The organism is Achromobacter ruhlandii (genome assembly GCF_002082135.1).
Taxonomy (GTDB): domain Bacteria; phylum Pseudomonadota; class Gammaproteobacteria; order Burkholderiales; family Burkholderiaceae_B; genus Achromobacter; species Achromobacter ruhlandii.
Map to the genome: position 1 here is coordinate 3,443,873 of NZ_CP017433.1, position 14,386 is coordinate 3,458,258.

Below are 14,386 nucleotides of genomic sequence, written 5' to 3' on the forward strand. Positions count from 1 at the left end.
GGCGGAAGGAGTATGCTACGGCGCTTCACACCGGCCACACTCCCGTCACATCGCTATGCGCGGCAACCCCGACGCCCGGCAAGGCGCTATCGCCCTGCATGGGTTCTACTTCCTGTACTACGGCTTGCAGGGCGTCAGCATCCCGTTTCTTCCCCTCTGGTTCGGCAGCCGCGGCCTCGACCCGACGCTGATCGGCCTGATCGTGGCGACCTCGTTCCTGCCCAAGATCCTGTCGACGCCGGTGGTGGCGCACGTGGCCGACCAGCGCGGCGGCGCGCATGGGCTGATCTTCGCCGCGCTGGCCGCTTCGCTGCTGCTGTTCATCTGCTACCCGTTCAGCGCGGCGCCGGCCTGGCTGTTCGCCGTCACCCTGCTGCTGAACGCGGTGTTCCCGGCGGTGCTGCCGCTGCTGGACCGCATGGCCATCGCCAGCGGCCGTGGGCAGGGCAATTCCTACACCATCATCCGCGCCTGCGGCTCGCTCGGCTTCGCCGTGGTCACGGTGGCCGGCGGCTACCTCATCAAGACCTTCGACGCCGATTGGGTAATGTGGCTGTCGATCCTGCTGATCCTCGCCTGCCTGGCCTGCGTGCGCCTGTTGCCGCGGGCCGCGCGCCCGAGCGCCGACGAGGCGCCGGCCGCGCGCGCGCGGCTGCCGATGCGCGAGATCCTGCGCGACCGGCCGCTGCTGCTGTGCATCGCCGCCGCTTCGCTGGTGCAGGCCAGCAACGGTTTCCTGTATTCGTATTCCACGCTCTACTGGACCGACCGCGGCCTGTCGACGGCGCTGATCTCGACGCTGTGGGCGGTGGGCGTGGCCAGCGAGGTGCTGTTCTTCTTCCTGGCGCCCAAGGTGCTGGCGCGGCTCGGCGCCCAATGGCTGATCCTGGTTTCGGCCGCCATGACGGCGCTGCGCTGGGCCGGCCTGTCGGCCACCGCCGATCCGGGCTGGATCGCGGCGCTGCAGGTGCTGCAATGCTTCACGCTGGCCGGCAACAATGCCGCCATCATGTGGTACATCGCGCGCCGCGTGCCGGCGGCGTGCAAGACGTCGGCCATCGCGCTGTATGCGCTGCTGTCGGGCGGGGTGTTCATGTTCGGCAGCATCCAGCTGGGCGGCGCGCTGTATCGCGGTTACGCGCCGGGCGGCTTCCTGGTGATGGCGCTGTGCGCGGCCTGCGCCATTCCGCTGGTGCTGGCCGCCGAGAAGCGGGCCCGCCACGACGCGCCAGCCAACAGCCCCTAGCGCGCGGACGCATCCTCGGGACGGCTCACGCCTTGCGCGCCGCGGCCAACGCCCGCGCCAGGGTGTCGAAAACGCGCGCATCGGTGGACTGGGCGACGTTGAAGCGCAGGCAGTCGCCCGCGCTCAACGACACGCTGAAGGCGTTGCCTGGCGCCAGCACCACGCCGTCGCGCAGGCAGGCGCGCGCCACGGTTGCCGCGTCAATGCCCGCCGGCAGGCGGCACCACAGGAACATGCCCGCCTTCGGCTGCAGCCACGGCACGATGCCGAGCGCCCGCAGCCGCGCGCTGGCGCGGTCGCGCTCCTCGCCCAGCCGCTGCCGCACCCAATCCATGTGCTTGCGGTAGCCGCTGTCGGTCAGCGTCCGGAACACCACGTCGGCCGCCAGCCGCCCGCCGCCGAACGTGGTGGCGATCTTCAGGTCGGCCAGGCTGTCGATCCAGTCGGCCCGCGCCGCGATGTAGCCGCAGCGCAGCGAGGCCGAGATGGTCTTGGAAAAGCTGCCGATCTGGATCACGCGCGAAAGGCCATCGAACGCGGCCAGCCGCGGCGCCGGCGTGTGCTCGAAGTCGGCAAAGATGTCGTCTTCCACGATCACCAGCCCCGCGCCGTCGGCGGCCTTGAGCAGCCGGTGCGCCACCAGGGGCGACAGCGTCGCGCCGGTTGGGTTGTGGATGCCCGAATTGGTGATGTACAGGCGCGGCGCGTGCTCGCGCAGCGCCGCCTCGAAACGCGCCACGTCGGGCCCGTGTGGCGTGTACGGCACGCTGACCACGCGGGCGCGGTGCGCCTTGAGCAAGGCATGGAAATTGAAATAGCAGGGATCGTCCACCAGCACGGTATCGCCCGGCTCCAGCAGGAACCGGCAGATCAGGTCGATCGCCTGGGTGCCGGACTCGGTCAGCATGAGCTGCTCGGGCGCGGTGTCGATGCCGGCGGCGGCCAGCCGCCGCGACAGCACCTGGCGCAGCCCGGGATGGCCGAGCGGCGTGGCGTATTCGGTCAATTCCAGCGAAGCGGCCTTGGCCAGCGCGCGCAAGGCGCGGCGGATGCCGGCTTCGTACATCCAGTCGGCCGGCAGCCAGCCGCAACCGGGCCGCAGCGCATCGGACGCGGCCTCCAGCGACTGACGCGAGACCCACAGCGGATCGATCTCGCGGTCCAGCCTGGGGCCGATCTCGGTCAGCGCCAGCGGCGCCACCGGGCCGGCGACGTAGAAGCCAGACCCCGGCCGCGACGTGATGCTGCCTTCCGCGGCCAGGCGTTCATAGGCCTCGACCACGGTCGACACCGACACCCCCATGGCGGCCGCCTGCGCCCGCACCGAAGGCAGCCTGGTGCCCGGCGAATAGGCGCGCGAAGCGATGCGCGACCGCACCTGCGCCATCACCGCATCGATTCGCGTGCCGCCCTGCTTCACCGTTGCCTCCCTGGCCGTACTGGACTGTATTGCATAACAGTTATTTTTAATTGTACTGGACTGTCTCTGGGGCAGGCGCACCGGAAATGCTCCACTGGCGTTTTCATCGGAGCGGTGCATGGACAAGGCAACAAGCGGTTGGATCAACGGTTTCATCGGCGTGGCGATCTTCGCCGGATCGCTGCCCGCGACGCGGGTGGCGGTGGCGGAGCTGGACCCCATCTTCCTCACCTGCGCCCGCGCCACCATCGCCGCCGCGCTGGGCTGGGCCCTGCTGTGGCTGCTGCGCCAGCCGCGACCGCGGCGCGCCGACCTGCCCGCCCTGATGCTGACGGCAATCGGCGTGGTGCTGGGCTTTCCGCTGCTGACGGCGCTGGCGCTGCAGCACGTCACCTCGGCGCATTCGATCGTGTTCGTCGGCCTGCTGCCGCTGTCCACCGCCGTGTTCGCGGTGCTGCGCGGCGGCGAACGGCCGCGGCCGGCATTCTGGCTGTTCTCGGTGGCGGGCTCGGCCTTCGTGGTGGGGTACGCGCTGACGGGCGGATTGGACGTGTCGCTCAAGGGCGACCTGCTGATGCTGGCCGCCATCGTGGTCTGCGGCATGGGCTACGCCGAGGGCGCCAGGCTGTCGCGCACGCTGGGCGGCTGGCAGGTCATCAGTTGGGCGCTGGTGCTGTCCTTGCCGGCAATGCTGCCGCTTGCGCTGCTGACCCTGCCTTCGTCGTTCGCGCAGGTCACCGCGGCCGGCTGGATCGGCCTGGCCTACGTGTCGCTGTTCAGCATGCTGATCGGCTTCGTGTTCTGGTATCGCGGCCTGGCCCTGGGCGGCATCGCCGGGGTAGGCCAGTTGCAGTTGTTCCAGCCCTTCATGGGCCTGGGCCTGGCGGCGCTGCTGCTGCATGAGCAGGTCAACTGGACCATGCTGCTGGTGACGCTGGCCGCCGTCATCTGCGTGGCCGGGGCCCGCAAGCACGCCCGTTGAACGCCATTGGCGCCGGACAAAGCCGGCGCCTTTTGCCATCGCGATCGACGAGCCGTGGCCCGTCAGCAGCAGCCGATGCGTTTCTTGCCGCCGTAGCGGGCGTCCTGCCGCTCGCGGAAGAAGTCCTCGTAGCTCATGGGCTCCTGGTCGGGATGGGTGCGCCGCATGTGCTCGACGTAGTTCTCGTAGTCGGGCACGCCGACCATCAACCGCAGGGTCTGCCCGAGGTAGCGGCCGGCGGCGCCGGCCGCCGAAGTCATGTTGGAAAACAGCATGGCGGCGCCTCCTTGCGTCAGTCCGCGCCGGCGGCGGCAGCGGCCGGCAGGGTTTCGTAAGGCGTCTCGCGCGCGGTCGGCTGGTTCTCGGCGCGGGCGCGCATCACCGAACGAATGCCGAACACCACGATGCTGACCACCACGAACATGAAGATCGCGCACAGGCCGGCGTTGATGTAGTCGTTCAGCACCACGCGCGACATTTCCGCCAGCGACTTGGCCGGGGCCAGCACCTTGCCTTCGGCGATGGCGGCGTTGTACTTGGCCGCGTGCGACAGGAAGCTGACCTTCGGGTCGGCATGGAACAGCTTCTGCCAGCCGGCGGTCAGCGTGCATGCCAGCAGCCACAGCGTGGGCAGCACGGTGACCCAGGCGTAGCGGTCGCGCTTCATCTTGAACAGCACCACGGTGCCCAGCGTCAGCGCGATCGCGGCCAGCATCTGGTTGGCGATGCCGAACAGCGGCCACAGCGTGTTGATGCCGCCCAGCGGATCGACCACGCCCTGGTACAGGAAGTAGCCCCACGCCGCCACGCACAGGCCGGTGGCGATCAGGTTGGCCGGCAGCGATTCCGTGCGCTTGAGCGACGGCGCGAAGGTGCCCAGCAGGTCCTGCAGCATGAAGCGGCCCGCGCGGGTGCCGGCGTCCACGGCCGTCAGGATGAACAGCGCCTCGAACAGGATGGCGAAGTGGTACCAGAAGGCCATCATGCTGGGGCCGCCGATGGCCTGGTGCAGGATGTGCGCCATGCCCACGGCCAGCGTCGGCGCGCCGCCGGCGCGCGAGATGATGGTGCTTTCGCCGACGTCCTTGGCGGTCTGCACCAGGTCGGCCGGAGTGATCACGAAGCCCCAGCTGGACACCACCTGGGCGACCTGGTCGGGCGTGGTGCCGATGACGGCGGCCGGGCTGTTCATGGCGTAGTAGATGCCCGGCTCGATGACGCAAGCGGCCACCAGCGCCATGATGGCGACGAACGATTCCATCAGCATGCCGCCGTAACCGATGTAGCGGGCCTGGGTTTCGTTCTCGATCAGCTTGGGCGTGGTGCCCGACGAGATCAGGGCGTGGAAGCCCGACACCGCGCCGCAGGCGATGGTGATGAACAGGAACGGGAACAGGTTGCCCGACCACACCGGGCCGGAGCCGTCCACGAACTGCGTCAGCGCCGGCATTTTCAGCTCGGGCGCGACCACCACGATGCCGATGGCCAGGCCGACGATGGTGCCGATCTTCAGGAAGGTCGACAGGTAGTCGCGCGGGGCCAGCAGCAGCCACACGGGCAGCACCGAGGCGATGAAGCCGTAGACGATCAGGATCCAGGTCAGGCCCTTGCCGTCGAAGTCGAACATCGGGCCGATGACCGGATGCGCGGCCACGTCCTGGCCGAAGGTGATGGCGGCCATCAGGCCGACGAAGCCGATGATGGACACTTCGCCGATCTTGCCCGGCCGGATGTAGCGCAGGTATACACCCATGAACAGCGCGATGGGAATGGTGGCGGCCACCGTGAAGGTGCCCCACGGCGAGTGCGTCAGGGCCTTGACCACGATCAGCGCCAGCACCGCCAGGATGATGACCATGATCATGAAGGCGCCGAACAGCGCGATCACGCCCGGGATCTTGCCCAGCTCGGACTTGACCAGGTCGCCCAGCGAGCGGCCGTCGCGGCGGGTCGAGATGAACAGGATGGTGAAGTCCTGCACGGCGCCGGCGAACACCACGCCGGCCAGGATCCACAGCATGCCGGGCAGGTAGCCCATCTGCGCGGCCAGCACGGGACCGACCAGCGGGCCGGCGCCGGCGATGGCGGCGAAGTGGTGGCCGAACAGCACATGCTTGTTGGTCGGGACGTAGTCCAGGCCGTCGTTGTACTTCCAGGCCGGCGTCATGCGCGTCGGATCAAGGCGGAACACCTTGTTGGCGATGAAGCGGCTGTAATAGCGGTATGCGATCAAGTACACGCAGACGGCGGCAATCACCACCCATAGCGCGTTGATGGTCTCCCCTCTGGCCAGCGCCACGGTGCCCAGCGCGAACGCGCCCAGGACCGCAACCGCAAGCCAGACCAGGTGCTGACCCAGTCCCTTACTGCTGGTTTGCATAAGTGCTCCTCTTGCCTCCCGCCATGCTTTTGGCGTGAAACGCTTTTTTCGTCCCGCGGGTAGGCAGACTCATTGTTGTAGGGTGGCGGGCGCGAACGTCCGCACGGCGTCCGGTCGACGCGGGCGTTAGTATTTCGGTTTGCCCGGGGCGCAACAAGCGCGGAACTACGCAAGCTCCCTACGTGTTACTACGGAATGCGCCGCAGCATATTCGCCGCCGGGATCGTAAAATCGGCGGCGCGGACTCCTGTCCGGCGTGGGCCTTTTCCCTTGATGCACCGCAACACGCGCATTCGGCGCTGATACAAATCCCCTGATGAAGCTGCGCCTGAAAATCCTGCTGTTGGCCGCCGTCCCCCTGCTGGTGGCGCTGGCGGCCATCGCCGTGGCCGTCTACGTGCAGGGCCTGCAACTGGCCCAGCGCGAAAAGGAAGTGGTGGAAAGCGCCTGGCTCGGCAGCAAGGAAAGCGAGCTGCGCCATTACGTCAGCCTGGCCTACAGCGCGATTGCCCCGCTGCAGGACGCCAGCGACGGCGACGCCGCCCGCGAGCGCGCGCTGGCGCTGCTGGCGCAGATGGAATTCGGCCACGACGGCTATTTCTTCGTCTACGACCTGCAAGGGCGGAACCTGATGCATCCGCGCCAGCCCGAACTGGTCGGCCAGGATCTCTGGAACCTGCGCGACACCCGCGGCCAGCCAGTGATCCAGAACCTGCTGACGGCGGCCCGCCGCGGCGGCAGCCAGGGCGAAGCGGTGCACTACCAGTGGGAAAAGCCCTCTACCCACCAGATGGTGGAAAAGCTCGGCTACGTGGTGGTGCTGGAACGCTGGGGCTGGATGCTGGGCACCGGCATCTACCTGGACGACGTCGAGCAGACCCTGGCGCACATCGACGCCGCCGCCCAGTCCAACATCCGCGACATGTTCGCCTGGGTCGCCGGCATCGCCGCGGTCTCGATCCTGGGCGTGGCCGCCTGCGGCCTGGCGCTCAATATCAGCGACCATCGCCAGTCCGACGCCAAGCTGCGGCTGATGGCGCAGCAGTTGGTGCGCTCGCAGGAAGACGAACGCGCCCGCCTGTCGCGCGAGCTGCACGACGGCATCAGCCAGGTGCTGGTGTCGATCAAGCTGGCGCTGGAGGCCGCGCGCGAACGATTGCGCCAGGCCCTCGGCGCCGAGCCGCGCGCGCTGGCGCACATCGACACGCCACTGGGCGGCGCGCTCGACCGCCTCAATACCGCCGTGGGCGAGGTGCGCCGCATCTCGCACAACCTGCGCCCGACCCTGCTGGACGACCTGGGCCTGCCGGCGGCGCTGGAACACCTGGGCCGCGAATTCGCCGGCGCCAGCCAGCACGGCGCCGCGCCGCTGACCGTGCGCCTGTCGACCCAGGGCCGGCCGGTGAAGCTGCCCGATGCCTACGCCACCGCCCTGTTCCGCGTCACCCAGGAGGCCCTGACCAACGTGGTGCGCCATGCCGGCGCCCGCCGCGCCGACCTGACGCTGGCCTACACCGAACGCGACCTGCGCCTGACCATCCATGACGACGGCCGCGGCTTCGACTACGCCGAGGTGCAGCAGGATCCGCGCCGCGGCATCGGCCTGCGCAACATGCGCGAACGCATGACCGCGCTGTCCGGCAGCCTCAGTTTCCATACCACCGACCAGGGCACCACCCTGCAGGCCTGGCTGCCCTTGCCGCCGCCCTTCTCCGACGCCTCCGACGCTTCCCGACCCGCATGACCGACCCTGGCTCCCCCATCCGACTGCTGCTGATCGACGACCACCCGCTGGTGCGCGACGGCCTGCGCCTGCGCCTTGAGACCGTGCCCCACCTGCAGGTGGTGGGCGAAGCCGGCAACGCCGCCGCCGCCCTGGCCTTCCTGCAGGCCTGCCTGGCCGAAGACCCCCAGGGCGGCACCCTGCCGCAACTGGTGCTGATGGACCTGAACATGCCGGGCGTGGGCGGCCTGGAACTGACCGCGCAGCTGCATGAACGCTATCCGCAGATCGCCGTGCTGGTGCTGTCGATGCACGACAACCCTGAATACATGCTGCAGGCGGTGCGCGCCGGCGCCCGCGGCTACCTGCTCAAGGACGAGCCGGCCCAGGAGATCCTGGCGGCCATCGATAGCGTCATGACCGGCCGCAACTACTTCAGCGCCGCCGTGTCGCTGCGCCTGTCGCAAGCCAGCGCCCCCGCCACCCTGCTGACCCAGCGCGAGCGCGACGTGCTGCGCCACATCGCCAGCGGCCACGCCAACAAGCAGATCGCCCAGGCGCTGGGCCTGTCGGTGCGCACCGTCGAAACCCACCGCCTGAACATCAAGCGCAAGCTGGGCATCGACGGCCAGGCCGAACTGATCAAATACGCGGTGGAAAACCGCGGCGTATAACCCCTCCATCCGTCAGGTTTCCGGCTGCGAAGCGGGCCCGCGCTGGAGTAGACTTGCGTGTTCATCGCCATCGCCGGCGCGCAGCCCCCAGGAGTTCCCATGTCATTGGAAAATCACTACACCGCCATTCTCGAAGCCCTGGGGGAAGTTCCGTCCCGCGAAGGCCTGGTCGACACGCCGGCGCGCGCGGCCAAGGCCATGCGCCACCTGTGCCGGGGCTATAACCAGAATCTGGAAGAAATCGTCAACGGCGCCCTGTTCACCTCCGACACGCGCGAGATCGTGCTGGTCAAGAACATCGAGCTGTATTCGCTCTGTGAGCACCACATGCTGCCCTTCATCGGCAAGGCGCATGTGGCCTATCTGCCCAACGGCAAGGTGCTGGGCCTGTCGAAGGTGGCGCGCATCGTCGAGATGTACGCCCGCCGCCTGCAGATCCAGGAAAACCTCAGCCGCCAGGTGGCCGAGGCGGTGCAGTCCGTCACCGGCGCCGCCGGCGTGGCGGTGGTCATCGAGGCCCAGCACATGTGCATGATGATGCGCGGCGTCGAAAAACAGAACTCGTCGATGGTCACCTCGGTGATGCTGGGCGAATTCCACGACAACCCGTCGACCCGCGCCGAGTTCCTCAGCCTGATCCGCTGAAGCGCGCCTGGCGTCGCCCGGGAATGGCCGGCCCCCTCGGGACCGGCTTTTTTGTCGGCGCACGAAGCAAGCGCTAGCGCGGTTCGTTCCGCACGACCATCCAGATGCCGCACGCCGACACGGCCGTGCCCACCAGCATCAGCCAGGACAGCGGCTCGTCGAACATGGCCCAGGCCCACACCAGCGTAACCGCCGGACTCAGGTACAGCACGCTGGCGACCCGGGTGGGAGACGCGCGCCGCAGACAGATCCAGTACAGGCCATAGCCGCCCAGCGTCGACAGCGCCGCGGTCCACAGCACGCTGAACGCGAACCCGGCGCTGGGAACCGGCAGCAGGCTGCATTCCCTGCCTGCCAGCGCGGCGAAGGCCACCGCCGATATCGCGCATTGCACCCACAGATTGGACAGCACCCCCATCGACGCCGGGGAATCGGCCTGCTTCTGCCACAGCGTCGCCAGCGCCAGCGACAGCATGCCCAGCAGCGGCAGGCCGTAGGCCCATGGCGGCGTCCCGCCCCAGGCCAGCGCATCGCGCGTGACCAGGATCACGCCCAGCAATCCCAACAGCAACCCCAGCCAGGCTTGCCGGCGCAGGCCCTGGCCAGGCAGCCCGGCGCCCAGCAGCGCCGTGCCGATCGGCAAAAGGTCGGCGATCAGTGCGGCCAATCCCGCGGGCACCCCGTACTCGATGCCCTTGGCAACGCCCGCCAGATAGCCCGCCATCGCCAGCAGGCCGATACCGGCGTGGCGCAGCAGCAGCGCCGGCGGCGTGCGTCGCAGCTCGCCCGCCACCCAGGGCAGCAGCGCGAGCGCCACCACCACGCAGCGCCAGAACACCACCAGGAACGCCGAGGCGTGATCGATCGAAAAGCGCATGCCGACAAACCCCGAACTCCACGTCACGATCAAGGCGGCCTCCAGGACCAGCAGGGGCACGGCCGCCCGGGCGGCGGGCGGCGCCGTTCCCGGCGCGAATATGGCGTTACGGGTGTCCCGGCGGGGCATGGCTGGCTTGATCGTGGTGGGCGTCCTCATGCCCTTGACCTTAAAGCCAGGCCATAATCAAATAAATCAAAATATATTTGCCATCTGATTCATGAAATCAAAACCATGAGCGCCTCCCTGGATATCGACCTGTTGCGCACATTCCATGCCGTGGCCCGGCTGGGGCAGTTCCGCGCCGCCGCCGAACATGTCCACCGCAGCCCGGCGGCGGTCAGTGTCCACATCCAGCGGCTGGAGGCCGTGGTGGGCGGCCGGCTGCTGGAGCGCGACAACCAGTCGGTGACCTTGACGCCCCTGGGCCAGCGCGTGCTGGGCGGCACGGCCGAGCTGCTGCGCGTGCACGACCGGGTGCTGGGCGGCATCCAGGGAACGGCGCTCGCCGGCCGTATCAAGCTGGGCCTGCCCGACGAGTACGCGGCCCACGTCATCCGCGACATCCTGCCGCTGTTCGCCGCGGACTGGCCGGGCGTGGCGCTGGAAGTGACGACGGCTCCCAGCCTGGCATTGCGCGACCAGGTCGGGCGCGGCCGCTTGCATCTGGCGCTGGCGGCGCAGGCGATGGCCAGGCGGCCGGACACAGACTCGCTGGCGCTGACCACGCCGGTATGGGTGGGTGGCGTCAGGCTGCCGTCGCCCTTGCCCGATCCGGTGCCGCTGGCGCTGCACGCCGCGCATTGTCCCTACCGGGAGGCGATGACGTACGCGTTGGACCGCGCGGGCCTGGCCTGGCGGGTGGTCTTGAGCAGTCCGTCGAGCCAGGCGGTGGAGGCCTGCGTCGAGTCCGGCCTGGCGGTGAGCCTGATCGATCGCTCGCGGGTGACGAACGCAATGCGGGTGCTGGACGGGCTGCCCGCCATCGCCGCGCACGAGATCGTCCTGCTGCGTGCCACCTCGGCGCAGACCGACCCGGCCACTGACCTGCTGGCGCAAACGCTCCGGCGTCATTTCAGGCTCTAGCGCAGCGCGCCGGATTGCCAATGACGGCGCAACCCGCCCGCAAGGGCCTCCCGGTCCTCGCCCTCCCCCAAATGGGTCAGGACACGCCTGCCTGCCGGGGAATGCCGTCGTCCCACCGCCGGGCCGCCCCAAGGTGGGACAACCCCCTTGGGGGGCAGCTAGCGCAGCGCGCGCGGCGTGGGGGCTTCCTCCACCGGGCCGCCCCGAGGTGGGACAGCCCCCTTGGGGGGCAGCTAGCGCAGCGCGCGCGGCGTGGGGGCTTCTTCCTCCGGGCCGCCCCGAGGTGGGACGGCCCCCTTGGGGGGCAGCCAGCGCAGCGCGCGCGGCGTGGGGGTTTCCCACCGCCTTAGCGCCCCAGGATGGGGCCTGCTTGGCTCCTATCGAATACGGCATCTGGCCCTAGCGCTGCGGCCCCATCCGGGCAAACTGGCACCACAGGCCGCACCGGCACAAGCCGGTCGCGTCGGGGCGCGGCCCATTCTCTACGGGAGATCACCATGAACGCGTTGTACCGCCTCATCCGCCGCGGCATCCTGGCCGGCCTGGCCGCCACCCTGCTGGCCGCGCCCGCCCATGCCCAGACCCGCCTGACCGTGGGCTATCAGCTCATCGTCGGCCCCTTCCTCACCGCCATCGCCGACGGCAGCTTCGATGCCGCCCTGAAAGACGCCGGCTACCAGGTCGACTGGCGCCAGTTCACCTCGGGCGGCGACATTTCCACCGCCCTGGCCTCGGGCAACGTGCCGGTCGGCGTGCTCGGCTCCACCGGCATCACCTCGGCCGCCACCCGCGGCGTCGACCTGCAACTGTTCTGGATCCTGGACAACATCGGCAAGTCGGAAGCGCTGGTGGCGCGCAACGGCTCGGGCATCAACGGCACCGCCGACCTGAAGGGCAAGCGCGTCGCCACGCCGTTCGTATCGACCTCGCACTTTCACCTGCTGGTGGGGCTGGAACAGGTCTGGAAAATCAACCCGCGCGACGTGCGCATCCTGAACATGCAGCCGCCGCAGATCGTGGCCGCCTGGCAGCGCGGCGACATCGACGCCGCCTACGTCTGGCCGCCCGCCCTGACCGAGATCGAAAAGACGGGCAAGGTCATCGCCGACTCCGAAGCCATCGGCCGCGCCAGCGTGCCGACCTTCGACGGCCTGGTGGTCGATCGCGCCTGGGCCGCCAAGAACCCCAAGTTCATGGCGGCTTTCAGCACCGTGCTGGCTAAGTCGTACGCCGCCTATCGCGCCAACCCGGCCGCCTGGACCCCCGATTCGGCGCAGGTCAAGAGCATCGTCAAGCTGATCGGCGGCAAGCCTGACGACGTCGCCACCGCGCTCACGCTGCTGACCTTCCCCACCGCCCAGGAACAGGCCTCGCCCGAATGGCTGGGCGGCGGCAAGGAATCGGGCGCCGCGCGCGCCTTCGCCGCCAGCGCCAAATTCCTCAAGGACCAGAAGCAGATCGACAAGTCGCTGGACGACTACAGCGCCCACGTCACCGACCAGTACGCCAAAGCGGCCGCCAAATAGCCGCGGCGAGACGCCGGGCGCGCCGCAAGCCGCGTCCGGTCCCGGCGCCCGCCTGGCCGCGGGCGTCGCACCATGCAAGGGGACCCCGCATGACTCCACCCGCCACGCCCGCCGCGCAGGCCCTGCGCGCGGACCACGTCAGCGTCACCTACCCCGGCCTGCACGACAGCGGACCGGTGATCGCATTGCAGGACGTCAACCTGACCATCGAACCCGGCGAATTCGTCGTCGCGCTGGGCGCCTCCGGCTGCGGCAAGACCACCCTGCTGAGCCTCCTGGCCGGTTTCCTGTCGCCCACCGACGGCGAGATCACGCTGGGCGGACGCCCCATTACCGGCCCCGGCGCCGACCGCGGCGTGGTGTTCCAGAAGCACGCATTGCTGCCCTGGCTGAACGTGCTGGAAAACACCGAATTCGGCCTCAAGCTGCAAGGCGTGGACAAGGAGACGCGCCGCGCCCGCGCGCGCCGCAACCTGGAGCTGGTGGGCCTGAAGGACTTCCACCGTCACATGATCTACCAGTTGTCGGGCGGCATGCAGCAGCGCGTCGGCATCGCCCGCGCCCTGACCTGCGACCCGGCCATGCTGCTGATGGACGAGCCGATGGCGGCGCTGGACGCGCTGACGCGCGAGACCATCCAGGAGCTGCTGCTGGATATCTGGCGCCAGACCGGAAAGATGTTCTTCTTCATCACCCATAGCGTGGAAGAGGCGCTGTTCCTGGGTTCGCGGCTGATCGTCATGTCGCCGCGCCCGGGACGCATCACCCACACCTTCCAGCCGGACTTCAACCGGCGCTACCTGGAGACGCGCGATGGCCGCGGCATCAAATCAAGTCCCGACTTCATCGCCATGCGCGAACAAGTCCTCGGCATCATCTACGGCGACGAACTTGCCGCCGCCGACGCGCAGGCCGTCCATGCCTAGCGGGCTGGGCGGCCGCCGGCCCGCCGCGCCCGGCAAGGTGTACGGCGCGCCCGGGGCCGGCTACAGCGGCCACATCAGCCTGCTGACCAGCATCGCGCTGCTGGCGCTGTGGTTCCTGGCCACCAACGCCGGCTGGGTCAAGCCGCTGTTCCTGCCGTCGCCGCAGGCGGTATACGGCAAGTTCATCTCCGCCATGACCGACGGCGTGGCCAACTCGACCCTGGCCGAGCATGCCCTGGCCAGCCTGACGCGGGTGTTCTCGGCCTTCTTCCTGGCCTGCGCCACCGCCATTCCGGTCGGCATCCTGATGGGCGTGAACCGCTACGCCCGGGGCATCTTCGACCCGCCGATCGAGTTCTACCGTCCGCTGCCGCCGCTGGCCTACCTGCCCCTCATCATCATCTGGTTCGGCATCGGCGAATTCCCCAAGATCCTGCTGATTTACCTGGCCATCTTCGCGCCCATGGCGATCGCCGCGCGCGCCGGCGTGCGCTCGGTGTCGATCGAGCAGATCCACGCCGCCTACGCCATGGGCGGCAGCCGCATGCAGATCGTCTGGCACGTGATCCTGAAGGCCGCCATGCCCGAGATCTTCACCGGCATGCGCATCGGCATCGGCGTCGGCTGGACCACGCTGGTGGCCGCCGAGATGGTGGCGGCGGATCGCGGGCTGGGCTTCATGGTGCTGAACGCCGCGCAGTTCCTGGCCAGCGACACGGTCATCATGGGCATCATCGTGATCGGCGTGTTCGCCTTCGCGTTCGATCTGCTGGTGCGGTATCTGGAGAGGTTCGCAATTCCTTGGAAGGGACGGGTCTAGGACGCTCACCGTTCCATTTTTGCGCCGATACGCCAACGCCATACCCATTGACAGGGCAATCCCGCATTCCTTTTTTCGCAC

General features: G+C 68.9%; 13 protein-coding genes. 9 read left to right on the forward strand and 4 right to left on the reverse strand.

Annotated features, from left to right (window positions below; all coding sequences use genetic code 11):
- Positions 1 to 55 precede the first annotated feature (55 nt).
- Positions 56 to 1,246, forward strand: a complete 1,191-nt coding sequence (locus AruCF_RS15480; RefSeq protein WP_049074103.1) for an MFS transporter — start codon at positions 56 to 58, stop codon at positions 1,244 to 1,246.
- A gap of 25 nt (positions 1,247 to 1,271) precedes the next feature.
- Here AruCF_RS15480 and AruCF_RS15485 read toward each other — a convergent pair whose 3' ends face one another.
- Entirely contained in the window at positions 1,272 to 2,633 is a 1,362-nt protein-coding gene (locus AruCF_RS15485; RefSeq protein ID WP_200904306.1) for an aminotransferase-like domain-containing protein, read from the reverse strand.
- Positions 2,634 to 2,784: 151 nt separating this feature from the next.
- On the opposite strand from AruCF_RS15485, the gene AruCF_RS15490 reads away from it, so the two are divergent.
- Positions 2,785 to 3,648: a DMT family transporter gene (locus tag AruCF_RS15490; RefSeq protein WP_049074106.1), complete on the forward strand. Its 864-nt coding sequence runs from the start codon at positions 2,785 to 2,787 to the stop codon at positions 3,646 to 3,648.
- A gap of 62 nt (positions 3,649 to 3,710) precedes the next feature.
- On the opposite strand, the gene AruCF_RS15495 is transcribed toward AruCF_RS15490, so the two are convergent.
- Both AruCF_RS15495 and AruCF_RS15500 read right to left on the reverse strand, forming a co-directional pair.
- Positions 3,711 to 3,923 (reverse strand): YbdD/YjiX family protein, encoded by a 213-nt coding sequence (locus AruCF_RS15495; RefSeq protein ID WP_100504858.1) that lies wholly within the window; start codon positions 3,921 to 3,923, stop codon positions 3,711 to 3,713.
- A gap of 17 nt (positions 3,924 to 3,940) precedes the next feature.
- Positions 3,941 to 6,028, reverse strand: a complete 2,088-nt coding sequence (locus tag AruCF_RS15500; RefSeq protein WP_049074108.1) for a carbon starvation CstA family protein — start codon at positions 6,026 to 6,028, stop codon at positions 3,941 to 3,943.
- A gap of 316 nt (positions 6,029 to 6,344) precedes the next feature.
- Between AruCF_RS15500 and AruCF_RS15505 the strand changes: the two genes are divergently transcribed.
- From AruCF_RS15505 to folE, 3 genes are all read left to right on the forward strand, one after another.
- On the forward strand, positions 6,345 to 7,772 hold the full coding sequence (locus tag AruCF_RS15505) for a cache domain-containing protein (protein WP_049074110.1): 1,428 nt from the start codon (positions 6,345 to 6,347) through the stop codon (positions 7,770 to 7,772).
- On the forward strand, positions 7,769 to 8,425 hold the full coding sequence (locus tag AruCF_RS15510) for a response regulator (RefSeq protein WP_049074112.1): 657 nt from the start codon (positions 7,769 to 7,771) through the stop codon (positions 8,423 to 8,425). Before AruCF_RS15505 ends, AruCF_RS15510 begins: the two co-directional genes overlap by 4 nt.
- A 99-nt stretch (positions 8,426 to 8,524) precedes the next feature.
- The gene (folE, locus tag AruCF_RS15515) at positions 8,525 to 9,070 is read left to right on the forward strand and encodes a GTP cyclohydrolase I FolE (RefSeq protein WP_083036801.1); all 546 of its coding nucleotides are present in this window, start codon (positions 8,525 to 8,527) and stop codon (positions 9,068 to 9,070) included.
- 73 nt (positions 9,071 to 9,143) lie between these two features.
- On the opposite strand, the gene AruCF_RS15520 is transcribed toward folE, so the two are convergent.
- Positions 9,144 to 10,007 carry a DMT family transporter gene (locus AruCF_RS15520; protein ID WP_144419139.1) on the reverse strand — a complete coding sequence of 288 codons (864 nt, stop codon included), beginning with the start codon at positions 10,005 to 10,007 and terminating at the stop codon, positions 9,144 to 9,146.
- A 174-nt stretch (positions 10,008 to 10,181) separates the two neighbouring features.
- Between AruCF_RS15520 and AruCF_RS15525 the strand changes: the two genes are divergently transcribed.
- The 4 genes from AruCF_RS15525 to AruCF_RS15540 all read left to right on the forward strand — a co-directional run bounded on the left by AruCF_RS15525 (position 10,182) and on the right by AruCF_RS15540 (position 14,305).
- Entirely contained in the window at positions 10,182 to 11,033 is an 852-nt protein-coding gene (locus AruCF_RS15525; protein WP_049074118.1) for a LysR family transcriptional regulator, read from the forward strand.
- Between the two features lie 497 nt (positions 11,034 to 11,530).
- Positions 11,531 to 12,559 carry a taurine ABC transporter substrate-binding protein gene (gene tauA, locus AruCF_RS15530; protein ID WP_049074123.1) on the forward strand — a complete coding sequence of 343 codons (1,029 nt, stop codon included), beginning with the start codon at positions 11,531 to 11,533 and terminating at the stop codon, positions 12,557 to 12,559.
- Positions 12,560 to 12,648: 89 nt separating this feature from the next.
- Positions 12,649 to 13,485, forward strand: coding sequence for a taurine ABC transporter ATP-binding protein (locus AruCF_RS15535; protein WP_049074125.1), 837 nt, complete (start codon positions 12,649 to 12,651; stop codon positions 13,483 to 13,485).
- On the forward strand, positions 13,478 to 14,305 hold the full coding sequence (locus AruCF_RS15540; protein ID WP_049074127.1) for an ABC transporter permease subunit: 828 nt from the start codon (positions 13,478 to 13,480) through the stop codon (positions 14,303 to 14,305). Before AruCF_RS15535 ends, AruCF_RS15540 begins: the two co-directional genes overlap by 8 nt.
- The last annotated feature ends 81 nt before the right edge of the window (positions 14,306 to 14,386 follow it).

Bases quoted from the DNA above. Each gene is read 5' to 3' on its own strand.
- AruCF_RS15480 (WP_049074103.1), top strand. From the start codon at position 56: ATGCGCGGCAACCCCGACGCCCGGCAAGGCGCTATCGCCCTGCATGGG.
- AruCF_RS15495 (WP_100504858.1), bottom strand. From the start codon at position 3,923: ATGCTGTTTTCCAACATGACTTCGGCGGCCGGCGCCGCCGGCCGCTAC.
- AruCF_RS15485 (WP_200904306.1), bottom strand. From the start codon at position 2,633: ATGGCGCAGGTGCGGTCGCGCATCGCTTCGCGCGCCTATTCGCCGGGC.
- AruCF_RS15490 (WP_049074106.1), top strand. From the start codon at position 2,785: ATGGACAAGGCAACAAGCGGTTGGATCAACGGTTTCATCGGCGTGGCG.
- AruCF_RS15540 (WP_049074127.1), top strand. From the start codon at position 13,478: ATGCCTAGCGGGCTGGGCGGCCGCCGGCCCGCCGCGCCCGGCAAGGTG.
- folE (WP_083036801.1), top strand. From the start codon at position 8,525: ATGTCATTGGAAAATCACTACACCGCCATTCTCGAAGCCCTGGGGGAA.
- AruCF_RS15500 (WP_049074108.1), bottom strand. From the start codon at position 6,028: ATGCAAACCAGCAGTAAGGGACTGGGTCAGCACCTGGTCTGGCTTGCG.
- AruCF_RS15535 (WP_049074125.1), top strand. From the start codon at position 12,649: ATGACTCCACCCGCCACGCCCGCCGCGCAGGCCCTGCGCGCGGACCAC.
- AruCF_RS15525 (WP_049074118.1), top strand. From the start codon at position 10,182: ATGAGCGCCTCCCTGGATATCGACCTGTTGCGCACATTCCATGCCGTG.
- AruCF_RS15510 (WP_049074112.1), top strand. From the start codon at position 7,769: ATGACCGACCCTGGCTCCCCCATCCGACTGCTGCTGATCGACGACCAC.
- tauA (WP_049074123.1), top strand. From the start codon at position 11,531: ATGAACGCGTTGTACCGCCTCATCCGCCGCGGCATCCTGGCCGGCCTG.
- AruCF_RS15505 (WP_049074110.1), top strand. From the start codon at position 6,345: ATGAAGCTGCGCCTGAAAATCCTGCTGTTGGCCGCCGTCCCCCTGCTG.